Annotated in this window: 19 protein-coding genes and 1 tRNA gene; 3 read left to right on the forward strand and 17 right to left on the reverse strand. The window is 57.5% G+C overall.

The genetic code is table 11. The features are described 5' to 3' along the window. Nucleotides 1-221: 221 nt before the first annotated feature. The 16 genes from M8T91_RS11725 to M8T91_RS11800 all read right to left on the reverse strand — a co-directional run bounded on the left by M8T91_RS11725 (nucleotide 222) and on the right by M8T91_RS11800 (nucleotide 15,260). Nucleotides 222-1,220, reverse strand: coding sequence for a carbon-nitrogen hydrolase family protein (locus tag M8T91_RS11725; protein WP_301414350.1), 999 nt, complete (start codon nucleotides 1,218-1,220; stop codon nucleotides 222-224). Between the two features lie 551 nt (nucleotides 1,221-1,771). Next, nucleotides 1,772-1,848: transfer RNA gene (locus M8T91_RS11730), tRNA-Pro, on the reverse strand. 463 nt (nucleotides 1,849-2,311) lie between these two features. Then, on the reverse strand, nucleotides 2,312-3,628 hold the full coding sequence (locus M8T91_RS11735) for a sensor histidine kinase (protein WP_301414351.1): 1,317 nt from the start codon (nucleotides 3,626-3,628) through the stop codon (nucleotides 2,312-2,314). Then, nucleotides 3,625-4,359: a response regulator transcription factor gene (locus tag M8T91_RS11740; protein ID WP_301414352.1), complete on the reverse strand. Its 735-nt coding sequence runs from the start codon at nucleotides 4,357-4,359 to the stop codon at nucleotides 3,625-3,627. Before M8T91_RS11740 ends, M8T91_RS11735 begins: the two co-directional genes overlap by 4 nt. Next, nucleotides 4,343-5,827, reverse strand: coding sequence for an ArnT family glycosyltransferase (locus M8T91_RS11745; protein ID WP_301414353.1), 1,485 nt, complete (start codon nucleotides 5,825-5,827; stop codon nucleotides 4,343-4,345). Before M8T91_RS11745 ends, M8T91_RS11740 begins: the two co-directional genes overlap by 17 nt. Next, entirely contained in the window at nucleotides 5,811-6,839 is a 1,029-nt protein-coding gene (locus M8T91_RS11750) for a glycosyltransferase family 2 protein (RefSeq protein ID WP_301414354.1), read from the reverse strand. Before M8T91_RS11750 ends, M8T91_RS11745 begins: the two co-directional genes overlap by 17 nt. Next, on the reverse strand, nucleotides 6,823-7,134 hold the full coding sequence (locus tag M8T91_RS11755; protein ID WP_301414355.1) for a GtrA family protein: 312 nt from the start codon (nucleotides 7,132-7,134) through the stop codon (nucleotides 6,823-6,825). Before M8T91_RS11755 ends, M8T91_RS11750 begins: the two co-directional genes overlap by 17 nt. Nucleotides 7,135-7,682: 548 nt before the next feature. After that, on the reverse strand, nucleotides 7,683-8,714 hold the full coding sequence (locus M8T91_RS11760; RefSeq protein ID WP_301414357.1) for an NAD(P)-dependent alcohol dehydrogenase: 1,032 nt from the start codon (nucleotides 8,712-8,714) through the stop codon (nucleotides 7,683-7,685). A gap of 200 nt (nucleotides 8,715-8,914) precedes the next feature. Beyond that, the gene (locus M8T91_RS11765; protein WP_299942385.1) at nucleotides 8,915-9,310 is read right to left on the reverse strand and encodes a glycine zipper family protein; all 396 of its coding nucleotides are present in this window, start codon (nucleotides 9,308-9,310) and stop codon (nucleotides 8,915-8,917) included. Nucleotides 9,311-9,502: 192 nt separating this feature from the next. After that, nucleotides 9,503-10,207 (reverse strand): hypothetical protein, encoded by a 705-nt coding sequence (locus M8T91_RS11770; protein WP_301414358.1) that lies wholly within the window; start codon nucleotides 10,205-10,207, stop codon nucleotides 9,503-9,505. Beyond that, nucleotides 10,200-10,715 (reverse strand): DUF2878 domain-containing protein, encoded by a 516-nt coding sequence (locus M8T91_RS11775; protein WP_301414359.1) that lies wholly within the window; start codon nucleotides 10,713-10,715, stop codon nucleotides 10,200-10,202. The genes M8T91_RS11770 and M8T91_RS11775 overlap by 8 nt, the downstream gene beginning before the upstream one ends. A gap of 1 nt (nucleotide 10,716) precedes the next feature. Beyond that, nucleotides 10,717-11,985, reverse strand: a complete 1,269-nt coding sequence (locus M8T91_RS11780; RefSeq protein ID WP_301419081.1) for an SAM-dependent methyltransferase — start codon at nucleotides 11,983-11,985, stop codon at nucleotides 10,717-10,719. A 2-nt stretch (nucleotides 11,986-11,987) separates the two neighbouring features. Next, nucleotides 11,988-12,773, reverse strand: coding sequence for a DUF1365 domain-containing protein (locus tag M8T91_RS11785; RefSeq protein ID WP_301414360.1), 786 nt, complete (start codon nucleotides 12,771-12,773; stop codon nucleotides 11,988-11,990). Nucleotides 12,774-12,786: 13 nt separating this feature from the next. After that, nucleotides 12,787-14,037, reverse strand: a complete 1,251-nt coding sequence (locus tag M8T91_RS11790; RefSeq protein ID WP_301414361.1) for an NAD(P)/FAD-dependent oxidoreductase — start codon at nucleotides 14,035-14,037, stop codon at nucleotides 12,787-12,789. Then, entirely contained in the window at nucleotides 14,037-14,816 is a 780-nt protein-coding gene (locus tag M8T91_RS11795; RefSeq protein WP_301414362.1) for an SDR family NAD(P)-dependent oxidoreductase, read from the reverse strand. Before M8T91_RS11795 ends, M8T91_RS11790 begins: the two co-directional genes overlap by 1 nt. Beyond that, entirely contained in the window at nucleotides 14,817-15,260 is a 444-nt protein-coding gene (locus M8T91_RS11800) for a nuclear transport factor 2 family protein (protein ID WP_301414363.1), read from the reverse strand. Between the two features lie 177 nt (nucleotides 15,261-15,437). On the opposite strand from M8T91_RS11800, the gene M8T91_RS11805 reads away from it, so the two are divergent. Beyond that, entirely contained in the window at nucleotides 15,438-16,055 is a 618-nt protein-coding gene (locus M8T91_RS11805; RefSeq protein WP_301414364.1) for a sigma-70 family RNA polymerase sigma factor, read from the forward strand. Between the two features lie 7 nt (nucleotides 16,056-16,062). Next, nucleotides 16,063-16,737 (forward strand): ChrR family anti-sigma-E factor, encoded by a 675-nt coding sequence (locus M8T91_RS11810; RefSeq protein ID WP_301414366.1) that lies wholly within the window; start codon nucleotides 16,063-16,065, stop codon nucleotides 16,735-16,737. 19 nt (nucleotides 16,738-16,756) lie between these two features. Here the strand turns inward: M8T91_RS11810 and M8T91_RS11815 are convergent, their stop codons facing one another. Then, nucleotides 16,757-20,269 (reverse strand): indolepyruvate ferredoxin oxidoreductase family protein, encoded by a 3,513-nt coding sequence (locus M8T91_RS11815; protein WP_301414367.1) that lies wholly within the window; start codon nucleotides 20,267-20,269, stop codon nucleotides 16,757-16,759. A gap of 225 nt (nucleotides 20,270-20,494) precedes the next feature. On the opposite strand from M8T91_RS11815, the gene M8T91_RS19045 reads away from it, so the two are divergent. Next, nucleotides 20,495-21,283, forward strand: a complete 789-nt coding sequence (locus M8T91_RS19045; RefSeq protein ID WP_301414368.1) for an Lrp/AsnC family transcriptional regulator — start codon at nucleotides 20,495-20,497, stop codon at nucleotides 21,281-21,283. Nucleotides 21,284-21,430: the final 147 nt, after the last annotated feature.

Raw genomic sequence — 21,430 nt, forward strand, 5'->3', positions numbered from 1 at the left:
AAGAAGCAGCCATGGGGAAACGTGAAATTCCTATTGGTGGCTTGGCTGTAAAGCAAGCATTATATGATAATGTCCATAGCGATAAATCCTCTGAAACAGTAACAGAAATCTAAAACAGGCCTCTCCAGCTCTAACCACAAGGAAACTGCCTGGCAGCTCCCGCCCCAAGAAGCAATAGGCCAAAGCAGGGCTTGAGCCCGGGATTGTACCGCGAGCCGGTTTTACTCGGCATCGATAAAATCGGCAAGCTGCTGGCGTTTGCGGTCAACCACCAGGCGGGTCACATCGGGCCTGCTGTAATGGCCGGTGGGATCGAAGTTCTGGCGCTCGCCCCTGACAACTGCGTGGTCCAACTCTGCGGTGATCAGGATTTCCTTATCCACCTGGGGCGCCACCACCCAGGCTCCATCCGGCGCGGCAATACAAGAACCCCCATTTGCCAGAAATGGGTCCGCATTCTCGAGTATTTCCGTCCGCGCCATTGTATCCTCGGGAAAATCTGCAGGGCGCATCAGGCCTGAGACCGAGATCACAAAGCTTCTGCTTTCCTTGGCAACAAATCTGGTGGTGTCTTCTGTATTGTGTAACCCACCGGGCCAAACGGCCACATGCAGGTCTTCCCCTTGAGCATAGAGCGCCGCGCGCGACAGCGGCATCCAGTTTTCGTAACAATTGAGGCCCCCCACAGTAAAGGGGCCCAGAGAGTGCACACGCAACCCATTGCCATCCCCCGGTGCCCAGGCGAGGCGCTCTTCGTAGGTCGGCTGCAGTTTGCGATGCGCAGAACCGATTACCCCCTCCTGGTTGATATAAACCAGGGTACAATAGAGGCTGTGTCCGCTTCTGTTCGCCGCGCGCTCCATAATGCCGAGATACACAGCAATACCATACTGCTTGGCAAGGCTGCAAATTGTCTCCAGATGACCATCCTCAATGACCACACCCTGTGCAAGATACTCCGCGTAGATGGCTTTTTGCTTGGGATCATTGAAGCGGGCACCATTCGTGCGCTCAATCCAAAACGGGTACCCGGGCACCAGTGCCTCTCCAAAGGCAACCAACTGACACCCCTGTCTGCCGGCCAGTTCAACCGCCCCGGCAACTTTATTGAGTGTTTCCCCGCGTTTCAGCCAGACCGGCGCGATCTGGGCAAGGGCGACCTTGATTTTATCCACAGCAGAAATTGTCTGCGTCTTATCCGCAACTGAAAAAATTTCCATAGAGGTCTACCCAGGTTGCAACAGACATAGCACAAAGATGAAAGGCGGAAAAACAACCGAACTGTGATGCTTATCTTCACCATCACTAAATTTCGGCTTTCCAACACAATAACCTGACCGAGTTCATCAGGGGCGTGATTCCCGGTTAGAGAGGACAGTGTTGATCCACAAGGTTAACATCGTCGCACCTGCCAAAACAGCCACGACCCTGGTAACAGCTTCTCCGCGGGGTTTTTCCCTGCCGCATCATAACCTTGTCAGAATGCCATTTCCACTGACTGCCAGCAAAAGGGTGCGCCGGATATAGTAACCGCGGCACTGCAGGGAAACGCCATCACAGGCTCTTCGCAAAAAATATACTGTGGATCAGAGAGCAACAAAGAGAAGTCCAGTAGACAAAACAGACATAAACCACAAGCACGCAGGGCAACAGGCGCTGTTAGATCTGGACCCTTGAGTGGATGGTCCGCGGGAGGCGGGTTACCACACCCGAGCAGGTTGTTTTCTCCTTCGGCTGTAGAATCTGTTGTTTCGGCGAGAGGAGAGAAAATTGGTCGGGGATAGAGGATTCGAACCTCCGACCTTACCGTCCCGAACGGTACGCGCTACCAGGCTGCGCTAATCCCCGATAAAGGTGGCGCGGATGGTAGCGGTAAGCCTGGCCCTTGTAAAGAGGATTGTACCGCCCTGCGCGCACCGATGCGTAATACCGGTATTACCTACTGCTTGTAAAGGGATTTTAGATGCGCTCAGCGCGTTTTTCTGCACCACATCGGGGACTGCCCCCGCCTCTAATGCAAAGGCCCCGCCTTTGGCGGGTTTTTGATGATTGAGGCTTGTTCGCGCTGTGGGGCCTTGTAAAACGCTTTGCAGGCATGTCCCCGATCTCTTCTGCATTTCACTGACCATGGGCCTTAATTGCCCTGGCCGCCTTGCAGCCTGATGCTGCAACAGCCGCGCGCCTTGGTCAGTTGAAGGGCAACAGGGAAATTGATCTCCCGATCGACACTCGACTCCCCCTCACTATCCCAGTGTGCTTCGCAGCTACTGCTCACCATATCACCATTCAGCATCTGCAAGAGCGTTTCAGCTCAGGGCTCTAAGCCCCCGCACGGCAAAATCGACACATCCTGGCCGCAATCAGGCATTCGGATGATAAATTGGGTTCCGCTACTGCCGGAATGCTCAATCTCCAGTTGCCAGTTCAGGCGCTCGCAGATGAGTTGCACAATAAGCAGGCCAAAACTGCTCTCCTGCAGTCCGCCGGGCGCTTTGTGGGGAACCTGTGAAAACTGGCTGACCACACTTTGCGGCAGGCCACTGCCAAAATCGTCAATATGAATGGACTTCCTGCCCAGTTGTACTTGCACCCTCGCAGAAGTATGCATCAGGGCATTTTTAATCAGGTTGCGCAACAACATGCGCACCAGGGCGGGGTTTGAATACACAAGCAGCTCCGCACTGCCGTAAATCACCTCAGTGCGGCCCTTGAAATTGCCACAGCTATTGCCAAGATCGGCAACAATTTCGATTGTCAGCTTTACCATGTCGAACGCGATAAAATCCTCTTTGGCGGTTTTCCCCCGTGCCAGTTGCAGCAGCATTTCAGTATCTTCCTGCATGGTGCGGGTTGCATTGCGAATCCTCTGCAGAGTTCTTTGATCGTTTTGCGAGACATCACGGCGCTGCTCCAGAATCTCTAGTGCGCCACTGATAATGGCCAATGGGGTGCGCAATTCATGGCTGGCCAGTTTGACAAAGGATTTTTCCCGCTGGATATGGGACTCCAGCGCGGACAGAAACCGGTTAAAGGATTCAGCGATCTCTACAAACTCACTGTCGCGATAATCTCTGGTAAGGCGCTCCATGGCAATACCGGGTTGGATTTTCTGGATATCCCGGGAGAGTCTTTTGAGCGGTCTGGTCAGTAATTTCGCACTGCCCTTTGCCACCATAAAGCCCGCCGCCAGCATAATCATGGCGATTGACACGAGCAGGATTTTTACCAGAACTTCCCGTCGTTCCAGGATGGTGAAATCCCGGGCCAGGAACAGCTTTCCAGACGGGTTGTCTATTTTCTCAATAATAATCAGCAGCGTTTTGTTCCCCACAGTGACTTCCGCGGAAAACGGCGCAGGTCTATTGCGGAAAAATTCCGGCAGGCGGGTTTCATCCGCTCCGCTTGGCAGAAAAACTGCTTCCAGGTTTCCCGTCCTCCAGCGTTTGAACTGTCCGTTATCGATATGGGTTTTAAAAAACTCCGCATCCGCATTTAACTCAAAATTCAATGCATTGTATTCAATATCCTCCACAAAGAGATCCACAGTGATCAGGGAAATCACTATTGTGACCGCAATCATTAAAAACAACGTCTTGTAAAGACGACTGGAGAGTGTGCTTTTTTTCATTGCCGGTCTTTGTTGTGGTTCACGGCTTCCAGCCTGTAGCCACGCCCGTGTACTGTTTTGATAAGATTGATTCCAAAGGCTGTCTGAAGGGTTTTTCGCAAGGTATAGATATGCGTGCGCAGGCTGTGGCCTTCGATCTCCCTGGAATCCGCGCCCCAGATCGCCTCGTGCAGGGCACCGTGACTGAGAAAATTTGGATAGGCGCGAATCAACAGCTCAAAGATCCGGGCGGGAGTCCCCACCAATTCCACTTTTTTGTCGTGCAATCGGACTATGAGCGTTCCCGGATCAAATGACAGGCTGCCCGCCTGCAAATCCGTTTTTTTCAGTGTGTGGCGTCTGTGTAAAGCCTCAATGCGCAACTGCAGCTCCTTCAATTCAAAGGGTTTTACCAGGTAATCATCAGCTCCGCAGGAAAAACCCTTCTCCTTGTCGGCCAGGGAGCCGAGGGCAGTTGTTAAAATAACCGGGGTGTCGCATCTAAGGTCCGAGCGAATCCGCCGGCAGATTTCAAAGCCGTTGACGCCCGGCAGCATCAGATCAAGAACGATCACATCGTAGGACTGGGTGGCCAACAGGTGCAGGGCCGTCAGGCCATCGGGAGAAAAGTCGAGGCTGTAGCGTGCCTCCCCCAGAAATTCGAACAGGTTCTCCGCCAGATCTATTTGATCTTCCACAATCAGCAGGCGCAGTTTCCTGCGCGCCGATGAAGGCTCAATGGAATTCGGCACGGTTCGATGACTCACGATGGGAAATCGGGCTTTTTACAGACAGCAGTCTGAACCTGAGATTTTGCATCTCCGTGCTGCCGGCCTCAAGAAGGGGAGCTAGTTCGCTGTCTTTCAGTCGCTTTGCAGGAATAGCAACAAAATACTCCCGGTAGGCATTCTCCTCTCGCATGCTTTCCAATTGCTTTAAGTGTATGGATCGGGCCCTGCCGCGTGAGTAGAAACGGGCAGAAAACGGTGCTTTTCCAAGATATAATAAAGGACTGCTATCAGCTTCACTACGTTGATTATAGTAGTCCACCAAGTTTTTTTCACTCTTCACTGAATACAGACCACTGTTGCAGACCAGTGTAATAACAAGCAAAAGCAGGGGGCACACTGCCACTGAGGACGCATAGAGAAACTTAACCGTGCCCGGCCTGCCGATCCTTGAAACCTGGCGCCCTATCAGCACAGCACAAAAGGGCAGGGATGGCAGAACATAGGTCCAGAGTGTATTGCTGGCCAATGTAAAAAACAGCAAAGGCCCAATGGCACAGAAGAGTAAAAAAACTGCGTTTTTATCTTGCCAGAAGCTGTTGAGACAACGGGCCCTGCTCCTTGTGATACAGATTCCCAGGGCCACTAGTGCCAGAATGCCCCAGGGAAAACTGGCCCAAAGCCAGAATACCCAAATCATGCCCTTAGGCTGCGAGTGTGCACGGCCGTAGAGATCACCGGACCAGCCTGGATCAATAAAGCGCAAGATATGTTCACCAACAATGAAATAGTCGAGAAATCCCGGGGTCTTGAGTTCCGCTGACAGATACCATGGCAGGGTAAGCACTAGGGTTACCAGGCTGCCCCAAAACCATGGCAATTGGGCCAGCGCTTTCAATCTGTACAACCCAAACAGTATCCCCAGGACAATCGGTATGCCAACAAGGATGGTTGCCAGAGGCCCTTTGGCAAGGAAGCCGATAGCCAGGCCCAGGAAAAACAGCCAACCCCAACAGGCCCTGCCCCCCTGTACAGTCCGGAAAAAGCTTAGCAGTGACAGGGTGATACCCAGCGCAAGAAATGCATCGGTCATCACGGCGCCGGCACTGGTATAAGGCAGCGCCATACTGGCAAAAATCAACACGGACCAGCGCGATGTCGTAGCGTCCCGGTACCCACGGGCAAGTCGCCAGGTAAGGAAACCGGTCAAAATCGTTGCCATCAGGGCGGGAAGACGAAAATAAAATTCGTTGAGGCCAAACACCTTTGCTGAGGCGGCTTGTGCCCAGAACGACAGCGGGGGTTTGCCCCAAAAGGGCACACCCGCTTCAAACCAGGGAGTAATCCAGTCACCGGTTTCCGCCATCAGTCGGGCAACTTCGGCATACCTTGCCTCAGTTGTATCCACAAAGGGAAACAGGGCCATACTGACCAGGCGACTTATCAGGATAGCGCCCAGCGCCAGTGCCCAGTACCTATATTGCCTTGGCATGCTGCAGGGTTCCCTTGCGTTTGATTTCCAGATACGTGTAGCCAGGCTGGCTCTCGAAGATTTCCTCAGTCAGGTACACCGGTCTCTGCTTTGCTTCCAGATATGCTTTGCCGACATATTCCCCAACAAGGCCGATGCTGAAAAGCTGGATGCCGCCGAGGAAAGTGATAATGGCTATAAGGGAGGGGTAACCGGCGGTGGCATCGCCGATAAATACGGTTTTGGCCACAACCCAAATGCCAAACAGCGCACCAGTGAGGGCCGAGATAAGCCCCACGCCCACGGCCCATCTCAAAGGGGAAACCGAAAAGGATGTCAAACCTTCCAAGGCGAGCCCGAACAACCCACAATAGCTCCATTTGGTCTTCCCGGCTGCCCGCGGTGCCCGGTCGTAGCGGATCACTTTTGTCGGCATGCCCACCCAGGCAAACAGGCCCTTCATGTACCGGTTGCGCTCCTTAAGGGTTAAGAGTGCATCCACCGAGCGACGGCTCATCAAGCGATAATCCCCGGTATCCACGGGGATTTCTGTCTGGCTTATGCGGTTAAGCAAGCGGTAAAACAGATGTGCACTCATGCGCTTGAACGGGCTTTCCCCTGCCCGGGATCGACGCTGCATCAGCACCACATCGGTGCCGGACAGCCAGGTATTGACCATGATTGGGATATATTCGGGAGGGTCCTGCAGGTCGGCATCCATGATCACAACCGCATCCCCGCCGGCATGTTCAAGGCCGGCTGTGATCGCGGCCTCCTTGCCAAAGTTGCGGCTGAGTTTAATCAGCTTCTGACCCGGGTATTTGTCCAGAGCCTGCCTGAGATATTCCGCACTGGTATCGGTACTGCCATCGTCAATAAAAATCAACTCCGTCCTCAAAGGTAGAGTTTTCAGGATGGGTATCACCCGCTCAAGAAAAATTGGCAGCATCGCGCTTTCGTTGAAGACCGGTACAATGATCGAAAGCAACACATCCTCAAGATGGTTTGTTACCGCGTTAAGAGTTTTTTTCATGGAATACCAATCTTTTATAAACAACAAAATTCAAGCCGGCTACCAGTGCGGTAGTGACCACCTGTGCTGTAATGATGGGAAAATGGACAACCCGGGTTAGCAGGAAAAAGAAAGACACATTGGCACTCCATGCAAGAACACAGGAGGCGAGGTAGCGAAAAAATGTCCGGGCATATATGTCGGCATCCGGAAACGCCAACCGGTGCTGAAGCCAATAATTAGCTACCGCACCGAAGGCAGAACCGACCAGGGTGGCAATAACAGGCCGATCAGTCAGCCCGACAAACAGTGCCATGACCGCCCAGTGCACTGTGGTAGCCAGACCTCCGGCCGCAAGGAATCCAATAAAGGGCGCTCGAAAACGGCTGAGCGGGAAATAAGCGTGCATAGGGCTCCGGGTCTTGATACTTAGGGCGCTGGCCCATTGGCCACGATGGCTATAGGCCCGTATTCTATGAATTCGTGTGTCAGCCTGTTGTGCGGTTTTTGTCAAGAAGGTGTCAAATCATCGACGCTTGTTTATTCTGCAACGTGGGTGTCTATGGAAGCTCGCACCAAGGGTATCTGGCTTTAGCGGGAAGATATGACTTTGGCCTTTGTGCCTGGCCTGTTAGAACACAGTACTCGCAGGCACTTTCAAAATGCGAAGACAGGCTTGAGTGTAAAACCGGTAGGTTGGTAAACCCATGCAATTCAAGTGCACCGCGCTGACTGCAGTTTGACTCAAACCACCAAAAGTGCAGCACATCCACCCACTGACCCGAACATTTCCTCAGTGATCAATCAAGGGGGACTGGAATATCCAGTGGATCAGCGGGAGAGAGTTACCAGCACCGCGCTGGTTCAATCAGGTGTGTCCCCCTCCCGCGACAGCACAACCCGGTAATTTGCCTTACCGGATTTCAGGTGCTGAAATGCCGCTTCAATCTGGTGCATGGGGTAAACCTCCACCCGGGGTCTGATGCGGTGGCGGGCGCAGAAGTCCAGCATGGTCTCCATGGTCGCGGGGCTGCCCACCGGTGAAGCGGACATGGTGCGCTGGCCGAGGATCATGGGCAGCAGCGTGCATTGAATGGGGTCTACGACAACACCCACAAAGTGCAGACGCCCCTTTGGTTTTAACGCCTGGATGTATAAATCCCAATCCAAATTGACATTGACGGTCGATAGAATGAAATCAAAATGCGAGTCGGCCGCTTCAATCTCCGCCGGGTCAAGGGAGTTGAGGGTGTTGTGCGCACCCAGGGCCAGTGCATCCCGGCGCTTGTACACGCTGGATGTAAAAGCGGTCACTTCACAGCCCCAGGCATTCAAAAACATCACCGCCAGGTGCCCGAGCCCGCCGATGCCAATCACCGCCACCCTATCGGTTGGTTTGATATCAAACTGCAGCAGCGGATTGAAGATGGTAATGCCCCCGCACAACAGTGGACCGGCAGAGACGAGGTCAACCCCGTCCGGAATCGCCACCAGGCTGTTCACATCCGCGCGCACTTTGTCCGCAAAACCCCCGTTGGTAAGCACGGTGAATCTGGCCTCCCTGCAGAGGTTGCGATCCCCCATCCGGCAGAGGTGACATATCTCACAATACCCCGAATTCCAGCCCAGCCCCACAATTGCCCCCGGCGCAAAGCGCTTCACCTGCCTGCCTGTGGCCGCAACCCGCCCGATCACTTCGTGCCCGGCGATCATCGGGTACTGGGACAGCCCCCATTCGTTCTCAATCATGCTGAGGTCACTGTGGCAAATGCCACAGTAGAGGACATCCAGTTCCACCTCAGTCGCCCCCAGCGCACCCACCCGAACCCGGTAGGGTTGAAACGGCCCGCCGGCTTGCAGAACCGCATAGGCATTGATGCCGGTCGTGTTAGACATAATGGCTCCCAGTGCTGTTGCCAGAGCGCTGTCCGGTGTTTGCCGCAATTCAATGTGCCATTGGAGGAAGCCCATCGGGCAATCGGCCGCGCGCCCCTAAAAAAAGGGCCGGTGTTTATCCCGGCCCGAACCAAGTCCTGTGAGGTTGTCGTATACCAGAGGACCTGCGGGAGAAGCTGGTCACTCCCCGGCGGGAGAAATCAATTCAACACGCGATAGCCGCGGCCACGCAGACAGTTCTTGATAATCTGATTGGCTTCAGCGCCGGCACTGCCCGCGCCGGAGAGGCCGCCCACCAAAGCACCGGCACCGGCACCGGCAGCGGCCGAACGGCTGCTGTCACCGACAATGGCACCCAGCGCACCCCCAACCACAGCGCCCCCGGCAGCACCGGCCAGGCCGCGGCGACCCTGGTCGCTGTAAGTGGAGTAGGCAATACCCTTGCACTCGGCAAGGTCAGCCTGGTACTGATTGATGTTGACACCCCAGGTGTCGATCACGATGCCCCCGGCACCGGGTACCTGCTCCGGTTGGGCGGCACAAGCCGCGATCAGTACCATGCAGAATCCAGTGGTGGCAGCAAAACCCGTTTTCATCGGATACCCCTTAGAGCGACAGCCAATAGCGGAGATGTCACGCTTTTCTTCTTTAGGTGTAGCTGTTGGTTGAAGTTGACGCCAGTATCCCAGGGAAGAAAAACACGGAAAAAATGACCAATTGGCCGGGCTTGGGAGGAGACACGCCGGTGAGGGGTTGTTCCCACACACTGGCCAAAGCCAGCGGGCAGGTCAGGGACTGTACTGGTAGTAAATTCTTAAACGCTGGGTTTGCGCCTTGGGGTCGAGAATATTCACCACGCCGTCAAACCACAGGAGATTGCGGCTGGCCCCATCGTAAACAAGGTCGAGATTCCCCGCGAACAGGCGCAACAGCGGTTGCGCAACATCCACGCGGATACACACCGCTTGCGGCCGGGCATTAAAACAGGCCACCTTGCGCGCGCGCAGCCGGATCGCGCGGCCGTGGAGGGGTGAGGCGAAATTGAAGGTCAGGGTGTCGCCGCGCACCAATTCAGCCCAGTGCTCGCGCACATAGACATCAAAGCCTGCATCCACCACATCGATACCGGCAAGATCGCAGCGCGCTGTTCTCCAGTCCGCATGTGCAGATTTTCGGTAGCGCATCAGCCACTGACCCCGCTCCTGGCGCACCTCGCGGATTTCCCCATGGCGAAAGTCCCTCTGCACCACTTCCGGCACCGCCGTGCCGCCGCGGGGGCTGCCCGAGTGGTCCAGCAGGGTTTTCTCGGCAAAGCGCTGCCCATCGGCAGTAAAATACAGGACCTTGATTTGGTTCTGTGCCGAAGGCAGGTAATACTCGCAGTATTCCAGCGACTGGCTGTCGGGGTCGAACGCCAGGCCCCAGGCTGTGGACGGCCCCTGGTATCCGCAGCCTGCGGCTGTCACCGCCAGGGCGGTGAGCAGTTCAAGCATGTTTCCTCTCCTTCAGGTATTGGCTGCGGGCAATGCGGGCAAACCCCGGCAGCATCAGGGCCCACAGCAGCGAGAGTACCAGCAGGGACTGCCAGAGGGGCTGCTGTAATGTCACAGTGCCATTGAGGAAGGCACCGGTATAGTAGCTGAAGGGTCCGAAAATCCCGCCCAGTAACGCCGCTAGCCACAGATTGCGTTGTAGAAAAACCAGGCTGTAGCGGAGCGTCATGGCAAAATTCAACCACAGGCATATCAGCCATAGCGGAGGCCAGGGGTGTCCACTTTGATTCTGTAACAACCCCAGGTGAAAAAGGATCGAATCCACTCCCACACCAAACAGGAAGACGCCGGCCAGCCACAGGGGCTCCCTGCGCAAATTGGCCACAAACACCAGGTGCAGGAACAGATTAATCAGGGTAAAGGGCACAACGATCCAGGGCCTGGCCACAATCACGCAGAGGGGCCAGGCAATATCGAACAACAGGGCATTGGCGACAAATCGCCACATGTCAAAAGCCGCCGAGAAACCGCGGCTTGGCGAAGACAAATTGTGCGGTACTGATTACTCTCTGCATGAAGCCACCCTGGCAATAGCACAAATAGAATTCCCACAGTCGGATAAAGCGCTCATCGAATCCCAGTGCCCGCACTGCGTCTGCCCGGGCCAAAAAGGCCCGGTGCCAGGCACCCAGGGTGCGCGCATAGTGTGCGGTAATATCTTCCAGGCCCACCATTTGCAGATCCGTGGCTGTGGCAATATGGTGGGCGATCACCTGATTTGATGGCAGGCAGCCGCCGGGGAAAATATAGCGCTGGATAAAGTCAACTTCTTTGCGGTAATACTGATAGCGTTGATCCTGGATAGTAATGGACTGCATGAGCATCAGCCCATCCTCCTTCAGGAGCCGGCTGCAGGTGGAGAAAAACTGCCGGTGGAATTCGTGCCCCACGGCCTCCACCATCTCAATGGAAACCAGTTTGTCATAGCGCCCGTGCAAATCGCGATAGTCCTGCAACAGCAGGGTAACGCGGTCCTGCAGCCCCTCCCTGCTCACCCACTCCTGCGCATACGCGTACTGCTCGCGGGAGATGGTTGTGGTGGTTACCCTGCAGCCGTAATGTTTTGCAGCATAGATAGCCATGGCACCCCAGCCAGTGCCGATTTCCAGCAGGTGATCGCTTACCTTTAACTGCAGCTTGCGGCAGACAAGTGCCATTTTATGGACGGAAGCTTCGTGGAGTGTGGCGGATTGCGAGGGAAATACCGCCGAGGAATACAGCATGCTGGGATCGAGAAACAACCGGAAAAAGTCATTGCCCAGATCATAGTGTGCGGCGATATTGCGACGCGAGCCGCTGCGGTTATTGGCATTGAGACGGTGCAGCCAGCGCAGTAGCTTGCGCGGCAAGTAGCTCCAGCGGCTGTCCATATTCTCGATCAACGCCATGTTGTCAACCATCAGGCGAATCACATCCACCAGGCTCTCTGAGCGCCAGGCACCCTGCATATAGGCCTCCCCGGAACCGATGGTACCGTTTGCCAGCACCTGCATATAGACACTGCTGTCCTCTATGCGGATATGCGCGCACAGGTGCGCCTGCTCCCGGGGTTCGCCAAAGCTGTAGCAGCGCCCGGCCTCTTCCAGTGCCAAGTGCCCCCGCTGGATCAGGCGCAGCTTGTTCAGCACCAGCTTGCGGGCAAACTGTATCAGCCGGGACCTGCTGGCCCGCGCCATTGGGGCCTGCGAAGTCCGCCCCGTGTCCTGCAAGGCTCTCATCACTACTTCTCTCCTGTACGAGCTCCGCGACCACCACGGGGATGTGCAAACACCGGGGTGCGCTTGAGCCACAACTTGAATGCTTGCCAGTAGATGGCAGTGATTACTTTTACGGTCATGAGCGGGTACTGGATCAGAACCCCGTTGAGGACGCCGGGACTCGGATCCTGCCTGCGCAAACTCAAGGTGGCATCAAACAGGGGACACTCGCCCTCCCCCGCCGCATTGGAGTCGACATTCTGCAGATAGGCAGTAAGCCGCTTTCCAGGGGTGGTACTTCGCCAGCGATAGCGCTGTGCCATGGGCATAAACGGGGAGACATGGAATGTCTTGGCAAACGCAGCCCGCTGCACCCGGGCACCCGAACGGCAGTCCAGCACATAGCTGTGGCGCTCCTGCCAGGGGGTGTTGTGGACTTCCAGCAATAACCAGTGCACCGCCTGGCCCCGCGCATCGAAACAGTAATAGATACTGATGGGGTTCATGTTATAGCCAAAGTAGCGCCAGTTGGCCAGCAGGCGCACGGGGCCCTGTGGACGCTCCCCGCAGGCTTCCCAAACCCGGCGCCGCACCGCTTCGTCCAGGCTGAGGGACGGATCACCGAAAAAATCCTCCCGGCAAAAGCGCGCCGGCGCCCAGGGTTTCCTGGACCACCAGGGAGACAGCGCACACAGGCTGTCCAGCTCCGCCAGGTCTGCGTACACCATAAACACCTTGTAGCGGAACCGGTGTGCACGGGGAGCGAATCTTCGATGCTGTACCCACCCGGTGTAGATGGCGCTCTCCATCAATCCAACCCCCTCACCAGCGCACGCCCAACTGTTCGGCAACGCGCAGGGCGCTGTTCACCCCGTCTTCATGAAACCCATCGGCCCAGTAGGCCCCGCAAAACCAGGTGCGATTCACCCCGTTAATGTGCGCCCACTGTGCCTGCGCCCGGCTGCCGGCCACGGAAAATTGCGGATGGGCATATTCGAACCGGGCAAGCACTTTGTCCGGCTCGATACGCGCTCCCGCATTCAGGCTGACACAGTAAGTTTTGCAGGTTTTCAGCCCCTGCAGAATATTCATGTTATAGGTGAGCACCGGCAACTGGTCCCGCTCTGCGCACAAGCGATAATTCCAACTGGACCAACTGCGCCGGTGTTTTGGCAGTAAGCAGGTATCGGTGTGCAGAACCACCTGATTGCAGGCATAGGGAATGGCGCCGAGGATCTGCCGCTCGGAATCGTTGGCATCCCCCAGGCACCTCAGGGCCTGATCCGAATGACAGGCAAATACCACCCCGTCAAAAGACACCTTTTCCCCGGCGCCGGTGACCAAATCCACCCTTCCGGGCCGGCGCAGTACGGAGTTTACCGGCGTGGAAAGGCGTATACGGTCGGCAAAAGGCGCACTCAAGGGGCCGATATATTCCCGCGATCCCCCCTTGACCACGCGCCACTGGGGGCGCCGGAACACATTGAGCAGGCCGTGATTAAAAAAGAAACGCACAAAGAAACTGACCGAGAACTCCAGCATCTGCGCCACGCTGGCAGACCAGATAGCCGACCCCATCGGCACCAGGTAGCGATTGGCAAATTCCGCCGAATAGCCGTTGGCTGGCAGATATTCCCCCAGAGTCAGTCCCTCGTGCAGGCGCCCCTGGCGCCAGTCCCGCAGGGCCCCATGGTTGAAGCGTACAATGTCCCACAGCATGCGCCAGTGGCCGGCACTGAGCAGGTTGGCACGCTGGGAGAACAGCGCATTCAGATTGTTGCCCGCATACTCGAATCCCTCCCGCTCACAGCGCACACTAAACCCCATGGACGTGGGCTGGGATTGAATACCCAGTGTCTCCAGCAGGCGGATAAAGTTCGGGTAGGTCCAGTCGTTGTATACAATGAAACCGGTATCGATCGCCAGCGCGCGATCCCCCTCCTGCACCATCACGGTGGCGGTGTGCCCACCCAGGCGCTCGCGGGCCTCGAACACAGTGATCTCATGTTTGCGGCTCAGCAGATAGGCCGCCGTAAGCCCGGCAATACCGCTGCCGACAATGGCGATACGCATCAGTGCTTCCTTAACGTGCGAATTCTTGTCAATTTCGGCACACAGAGATGGAACCAAAGTGCCTTGCAGCTCCCCAGAAACCGCAAAGGCCAGCTCAGGCGCCGGGGAAAATCGATGGTGTTGCGCCCTTTGCACAGCCCCAGTTCGATACGCTCCGCGGCCTGTTCGGCGCTCATTAAAAAAGGCATTGCGAAATCATTGCGCGCAGTGAGTGGAGTGCGCACAAATCCGGGACGAATCAGCACCACTTTCAAGGCAGTGCGGCAGAGGTCTGCACGCACTGCACCGAGGAAGTAATCCAGCGCGGCCTTGGAGCTGCCATAGGCCTCTGCACGGGGGAAAGGCACTACCGAAGACAGGCTGCCCAACGCGGCAAAGACCGGTGCGGGACTGGCACCCAGCAGTGGCAAGGCGCTGCGCAGGGTATTGACCACGCCGAAGAAGTTGGCATCGAAGACCCGCCGGTAGCTAAGCCCATCGAGCTGCAAATCATCATCGTACTCACAGGTACCGGCACAGGCGACCACCATATCCAGATGACCGGTCAATGCCTCCAAACGCTCGGGGACAGCCGCCATGGCATCGTCATCGGCCACATCGCAATCGAGTACACGGATACGCTCGGGGCAGAGCTTTTGCAACTCGGCCAGGGCCTCGTAACGCCGCCCGGAGGCAATGACGATATTGTCATGGCGGGCAAGCCGCAGCGATAGGGCGCGACCGATACCGGAACTGGCACCGGTCACCCACAGTGTCTTGTTGCGAATCTGCTTCACCACTCAACACCCTCCCAGTCGCGTCTTGACAAAGCGCACCAACGAGCCCAAAAGCGGTATCTGTTCATAGGCCATGGCACCCAGGTCAAAAAAATCCTCGTGATAAAACACCTTATCGGAATATCGCAGCAGACTGCAGCCACGCAAGCGCAGCGGGCGCCCCCCGCGCAGGGACTGATGGGCGTAGTGCATATACCAGGGCAGGCAGGCGCTGTCTCGGTCGATCGAGGCCTTGTCAAACTGAAAACGGCACTGGGTAAGCCCCCGGCTCATATCCGAAAAGTGCGCTTGCAGGGCCGGGAGGCCTTCAACACGGCGCAGCGGATCACAAAAAACCACATCCTCACTGTAGATCTCGGCCAGATCCGCCGGATCCTTGACCAGGAAATCCGTGTAGTAACTCTGCACTTCCTTTATCAGCGATTGCCCGCTCATGGTTGCTTCCATTTTATTCCGCCTTGCACACTCTGGTGAGATACGTCCCTACAGGGAGTATGGATCATCACACGACAATCGATCCCGATCACTTTTCAGACACGCGCACCAATAAAAAACTGCCCCGGCTGGATCCATTCGCATCGGTGATACGTAGTAAGGATCGACAACACCGAAAAGAACGTTAAGATGGCGCAGAGATACAAACTCAACCGATCTGAAACTGCCGTGAGAGATCCCCAGGACCGCGAAAATGACTGGTCTTCCCTCCTTACGCTTGTGGGCACAAAGCGCGACCGGCAGGCGTTTGAGCGCGTATTTCAGCATTTTGCCCCCCTGATCAAGGGGTTTCACCACAGCCGTACCACGGCGCATCTCAATACCGAAGCGGGCGACGAGCTGGTGCAGGAAGTGATGCTCAAGGTCTGGCACAAAGCCCCCCGCTTCGATGCCAACAGAGCCTCTGCCAGCACCTGGATCTACACCATCATGCGCAACTGCCGTATCGATATGCTGCGCCGCAGCCAGCGCCACAGGAACCGCGACGACGATATCGATGTGGCCGATATCTGGGATGAAACCCTGGAGAGCCAGCCACTGCTCTCTTTACAACACAAGCGCAACGAGCGGGACATTGCCGAAGGCCTGAAAGCCCTGCCGGCGGAACAGGGCCATATTCTAGAAAAAGCCTATATGGAGGGCAAATCCCACAGTGAGATTTCCGCGGAGTTGAAACTGCCCCTGGGCACGGTCAAATCCCGCGTGCGCCTGGCAATGAAAAAACTCCAGGGCAGATTGAGCAGGTAGGTACGCTATGATTCACCATCACCCAGATCAAAATCTGCTGCTGGAGTATGCCTCAGGGAGCCTGCCGCTAGGCCCCAGCCTGGTGATCGCAGCCCATGTGCAATTGTGTGCAGAGTGTCGCCGCCAGTACCATGCACTGAACAGCCTCGGCGGTTCGATACTCAGGCAAAGCCCCGCGCAGCCTTTGCAGGCTGGCGCCTTTGAACGGGTAATGGCGCGCATTGAGCGGGCGCCCGACGGGATACCCGGCAATTGTGAAACCCCGCCGCCTTCCCCGCCCGACGCAGCCCTCGCCGATGTCCCCCCGGTTCTGGGCAGGCTGCTGGCCCAAAACCCCCCGCTGCGCTGGGAAAAAGTGACCCGCTCCCTGCAAATATGCCGGCTCAGGACTGGGCAGAAACACTACGAAGTAGCCTTCCATCGCTTGTGCAGTGGCGGCGAGATGGCCGAACACGATCATCGCGGCAACGAACTCGCGCTTGTGCTAAACGGCAGTTTCTCCGACCAGTTTGGCGTCTACAAGCGGGGGGATTTTATTCTGCGTCAGCCGGGCCAGGTGCACAAACCCATAGCCACCCAGGACCAGGCCTGTGTGTGCCTCTCCGCAGTGAGCGCGCCGGTGGCTGTCACAGGAATCAGTGGCTGGTTGCTCAATCCGCTGATCCCCTTCCGGCCCGGGTGACACGCCTGCACGTGCCGGGTCAGAGCGACACTGCCGAAACCCGACCGCTGTCTTCACCGGCGAACCCCTCAAGCAGGTGGGCCCAGCGCGCCTTTACCCGGGCAAAGTGCTGTTCGCGCACGTGACCATATCCCCGTACCTGCAGCGGGATCTCCAGCAGTTCCTGCGCTGCGGCCACCGTGTCGGGGCAGAGCCGGGCTGCCACCCTATCCACCGCCTGTGCCACCTGGCGCGACCAGGCGCGCTCGGCGCGGCGCTCGCGGGTGTAGCCGAACATGTCCAGAAAAGTCCCGCGCAGCACCTTGCCCCGCGCAAGCAGCGGCATCAACCTGCCCATCCAGGGGCCAAACTGCATTTTGCGCACGCGGCCATTGACATCGCCCCGCGCCAGTAGCGGCGGCGCCATATGAAATCTGAGGGTGAAGTTGCCACTAAAAGTCTCGCGCAGCTGGCGAGCGAATGCTTCCCCACTGTAGAGACGCGCCACCTCGTACTCATCCTTGTAGGCCATGGCCTTGAACAGACTGTTGGCAGCCGTGCGCGTGAGGGTGGTGCCAGCGCTCGGCAGGGCCTGCTCCGCCCGGCGAAGACACTCAATACGCCGGGTGAACTGGCGGGCATAGGCCGCATTCTGGTACTCGCCCAGTTCCTTTGCCAGGCGGGCTATCAGTTGCTGCACAGACTCCTGGGGGTCGGCCAGTTGCACCGGTTGCGCCGGCACCGCCAGCTGTTTGACCAACTTAGGGTCCACCGCCAGCAGGCGCCCTGCGCGAAAGGCGCGCAGGTTGTTTTCCACCGCAACACCGTTCAACTGGATGGCGCGCTCCAAAGCCGCCTCGCCGATGGGCAGCAGGCCCTGCTGGCAGGCGAAACCCATGATCATCAGGTTGCTGGCCAGGGTATCGCCGAACAGGGCCTGCGCGGTTTGATTGGCATCGAAAGCGTAGTATTGGGCACATAGGGCCTCGATACTCTGCCGTGTTTCCTGCGCCGGGAAGGCCAGGTCGTTATCGCGCACAAAGGCCGCCACCGGCACTTCGGCAGTATTCACCAGTGCGCGCATTTTGCCTGCCGCAAACTTGGCGCGCTGCCCGGCGGCAGTCACCATATCACAGCCCAGCAACAGCTCTGCGGCACCGTCGCGGATACGCGCAGTGGTAATATCCTGCGGTCGCGCAGCCACTTTTACATGGGCCACCACTGCACCGTTTTTCTGCGACAGACCGGTGAAATAGAGCGTGGTACTACCCTTGTCTTCCAGATGCGCCGCCATGCCCAGAAGCGCCGCCACAGTGAGCACACCGCTGCCGCCGATACCGGCAACCAGGATACCCAGGGGCCGGTCCAGTGCAGCGACAGGCACAGCGGGCAAGGTGGCAATGGCCGCATCCAGGGATTCCGCCAGGCGCTCCAGCGGTGGTTTTTTCAATGTACCGCCCTCGACAGTGACAAAGCTCGGGCAAAAACCATCGGCACAGCGCAGGTCCTTGTTACAGCTGGACTGGTTGATCTGGCGCTTGCGCCCGTAGGGGGTTTCCAGGGGCTCCACGGCGATGCAGCTGGACTGCACACTGCAGTCCCCGCAGCCCTCACACACCCGCTGGTTGATCAATAGCCGTTGCGCCGGGTCGGCCAGTTGCTGTTTCCTGCGGCGGCGGCGCTTTTCCGCCGCGCACACCTGCTCGTAGATAATTGCGGTCACACCGGAGATCTCGCGCAGGCGGCGCTGCACGCTATCCAATGCCGAGCGGGGCAGGATCTGCACCTGCGCCGGCAGCTCACTGCGGTGCTTGTGCCAGTGCTCCGGGTGCTCGCTGAGCAGCACTACTGTGCCCACCCCTTCGGCCAGCAACTGCGCCGACAGGCTGGGCGCGCTCACTTCGCCATCGGCGGGCTGGCCACCGGTCATGGCCACGGCATCGTTGAGCAGGATCTTGTAGGTGATATTCACGCCGCTGGCCACTGCCTGGCGGATAGCCAGCAGGCCGGAGTGATTGTAGGTGCCGTCGCCCATATTCTGGAAAATATGCCCGGTGCGGGTGAAGCGGTGCAGCCCCACCCATTGCGCACCCTCGCCGCCCATATGGGCGTAGGTGTCGGTGCGCAGGCCCTTGCCCAGCGCCATAATATGGCAGCCGATGCCGGCGCTGCCGAGGCTGCCTTCGGGCAGCCGGGTGGAGGTATTGTGGGGGCAGCCAGCGCAGAAGATCGGCTCCCGCACCAACAGGCCCGGGGCCTGTTCCGGCACATTGCCACCGAGCTTTTGCGCCAGTGGAATCAGTTTCGCTGCCAGTTCGGTATCCGCGAGCCAGCGCGCAATGGCCTTGGCTACCTGATCTGGTCCAAAGCCCCAGGCTGCCGGCAACAGGTCCTCTCCGTTCAGGTCTCTCTTGCCAACCACCTTCGGGCGGCGGGTGTCATCCCAGTCGTACAACTGCGCCTTCAATTGGTCCTCCACCAGCGGGCGCTTCTCCTCCACCACCAGCAGCCGCTCCATATCCTCGGCAAATGCGCCTATGCCCCTGGGTTCCAGTGGCCAGGACATGGCCACCTTGTAAATGGAGATGCCGGCCTCGCGCAGGTCGGACTCATCCAGGTTGAGCAACTGCAGGGCCTCGAGCAAATCGCCGTGGGCCTTGCCCACGGTCACAATGCCAAAGCGCTTGCGCCGGGCTTCACAGGTGACCTTGTCCAGGCGGTTGGCATAGGCGAACGCCTGCGCCGCCGGCAGCCGCTCTTCCAGCAGCCGGCGTTCGTATTCCAGGCGCTGCGCCGGCCAGTTGAGGGTGGGATCGTAATTGAGGCCGTGGGCCGGAAGGGGGAAGTCAGCGGGCAGCGCAAACTGCGGTAACTCGGGCACAACCAGGGAGGCCCCGGCCTCTACCGTCTCGGTGACCGTCTTAAAACCCACCCACAGGCCGGAGAAGCGCGACAGGGCGATACCGGCGAGACCGAGGCTCAGGTACTCTTCAATAGTGGCGGGAAACAGCAGCGGCATCATTACCGACTCGAAAATCTGGTCGGTGTTGTGGGAAAACATGGAGGATTCCGCAGTGTGGTCATCACCGCACAGGGCCAGGACCCCACCGCACTTCGAGGTGCCCTGAATATTGGCCTGGCGGAACACATCTGCGCTGCGGTCCACCCCGTGGCCCTTGCCATACCAGATCGCAAAGACCCCGTCGCGGGTGGCCTGCTGGCGATAGTGGTCGAGCAGTTGGGTACCCCAGATATTGGTGGCCCCCAAATCTTCGTTGATGCCCGGCTCAAAGTGGATATCCCGCCCGGCAAGCAGCTTTTTGTGGCGCCACAGCGCCTGATCATAGCCGCCCAGTGGCGATCCGCGATAGCCGGAGATAAAGCCGGCGGTGTTGAGGCCCGCCTGTTCATCCAACCGTTTTTGCATCAGGGGCAGGCGAACCAGGGCGTCGATACCCGTTAAAAAGACCCGGCCGGATTCACGGGTGAATGCGGCTTTGAGGGAATACGCTGTATCAAAGCCCAGCTCCTGATCGCCTTCAACCATTGCCATGGGTACCACCTATTGATTCGTTTTTGCTCTTCTCGCTCGCCGGCAGCGGCCGGCGGACGCCGCCAGTGCCTGCAACACCGATTCAGGCCTGTGTGAATAGCGGTTAAAATTACCATCGCCCGACCAGGCAGGTCATACCAAAATAAACCCAGCTAAGGCATAATACGGCCATAAATCGCTAAAGGGTGCCCGCTGGTGGCAACAAATCACCCAGATTGCGGGGTTTTGAGGGATATAACATTTAAGAGCCCTCACTGCAGCACGCTGCCGGAAGGCAGGGCCCGGGCTCACCTGGCAGAGGTACCAAAAGCGCGGAAAGGTGCCGGTGGAACCTGGGTAAAACCCAGGCAGGGCACAAACAGAGACCCTTTTAACAGCGATGCCCCGACAGGGGGGGATAATCCGGCATGCACCTACAGCCTGCCCAACGGCACATCGCCTGCTGGCACTGGCGAGTTTGATCGAACGGATGCAGCAAAAACGCCGGTGGGGATTCAGAACCTTGACATACGGGAAAAAACCATGGCCTATTTACTGGATGCCATCGATAAAAAGATCCTGGAAATTCTGCAACGGGACGCCACCATTGCAAATATTGAACTGGCAGAGAAGGTTTGCCTCTCGCCCTCCCCCTGCTCGCGGCGGGTAAAAAATCTGCACGAGCAGGGCTTTATCAAACGCGCTGTCACTCTGCTTGAACCGGAGAAAGTGGGCCTGCCGGTGAGCGTATTTATTCAGGTCACCCTGAATCACCAGGTGAAAAAGGAGCTGCAGGATTTCGAATCCGTAATCGGTCAATGGCCGGAAGTCATGGAGTGCTACCTGATGACCGGCGATTTCGACTACCTGCTGCGTGTTGTGGTACCCAACCTGCAGGCCTACCAGGAGTTCCTCGATCAAAAACTCACCGAGTTGCCGGGCATTGACCATATCAAGAGCAGTTTCTCCCTCAAGCAGGTGCGCTATCACACCGAACTGCCGCTGGACCAGTTGCTGGAGAATCGGGGGCAGTGACAGAGAGCCAAGCGAGCCCTGTATGTTGATCCGGCAAGCGGACAACGCCGTACCCGCGGCACAGCGATGACAGGGGCGAACATCCAGGAGAGCCTGCAACTGGTGGGCAGCGGGCCTCTCTGCAAACCCTTTTGCCAACAAAAAAAT

Origin of the sequence: Microbulbifer sp. MI-G, assembly GCF_030440425.1 — a bacterium.
GTDB classification, from domain to species: domain Bacteria; phylum Pseudomonadota; class Gammaproteobacteria; order Pseudomonadales; family Cellvibrionaceae; genus Microbulbifer; species Microbulbifer spongiae.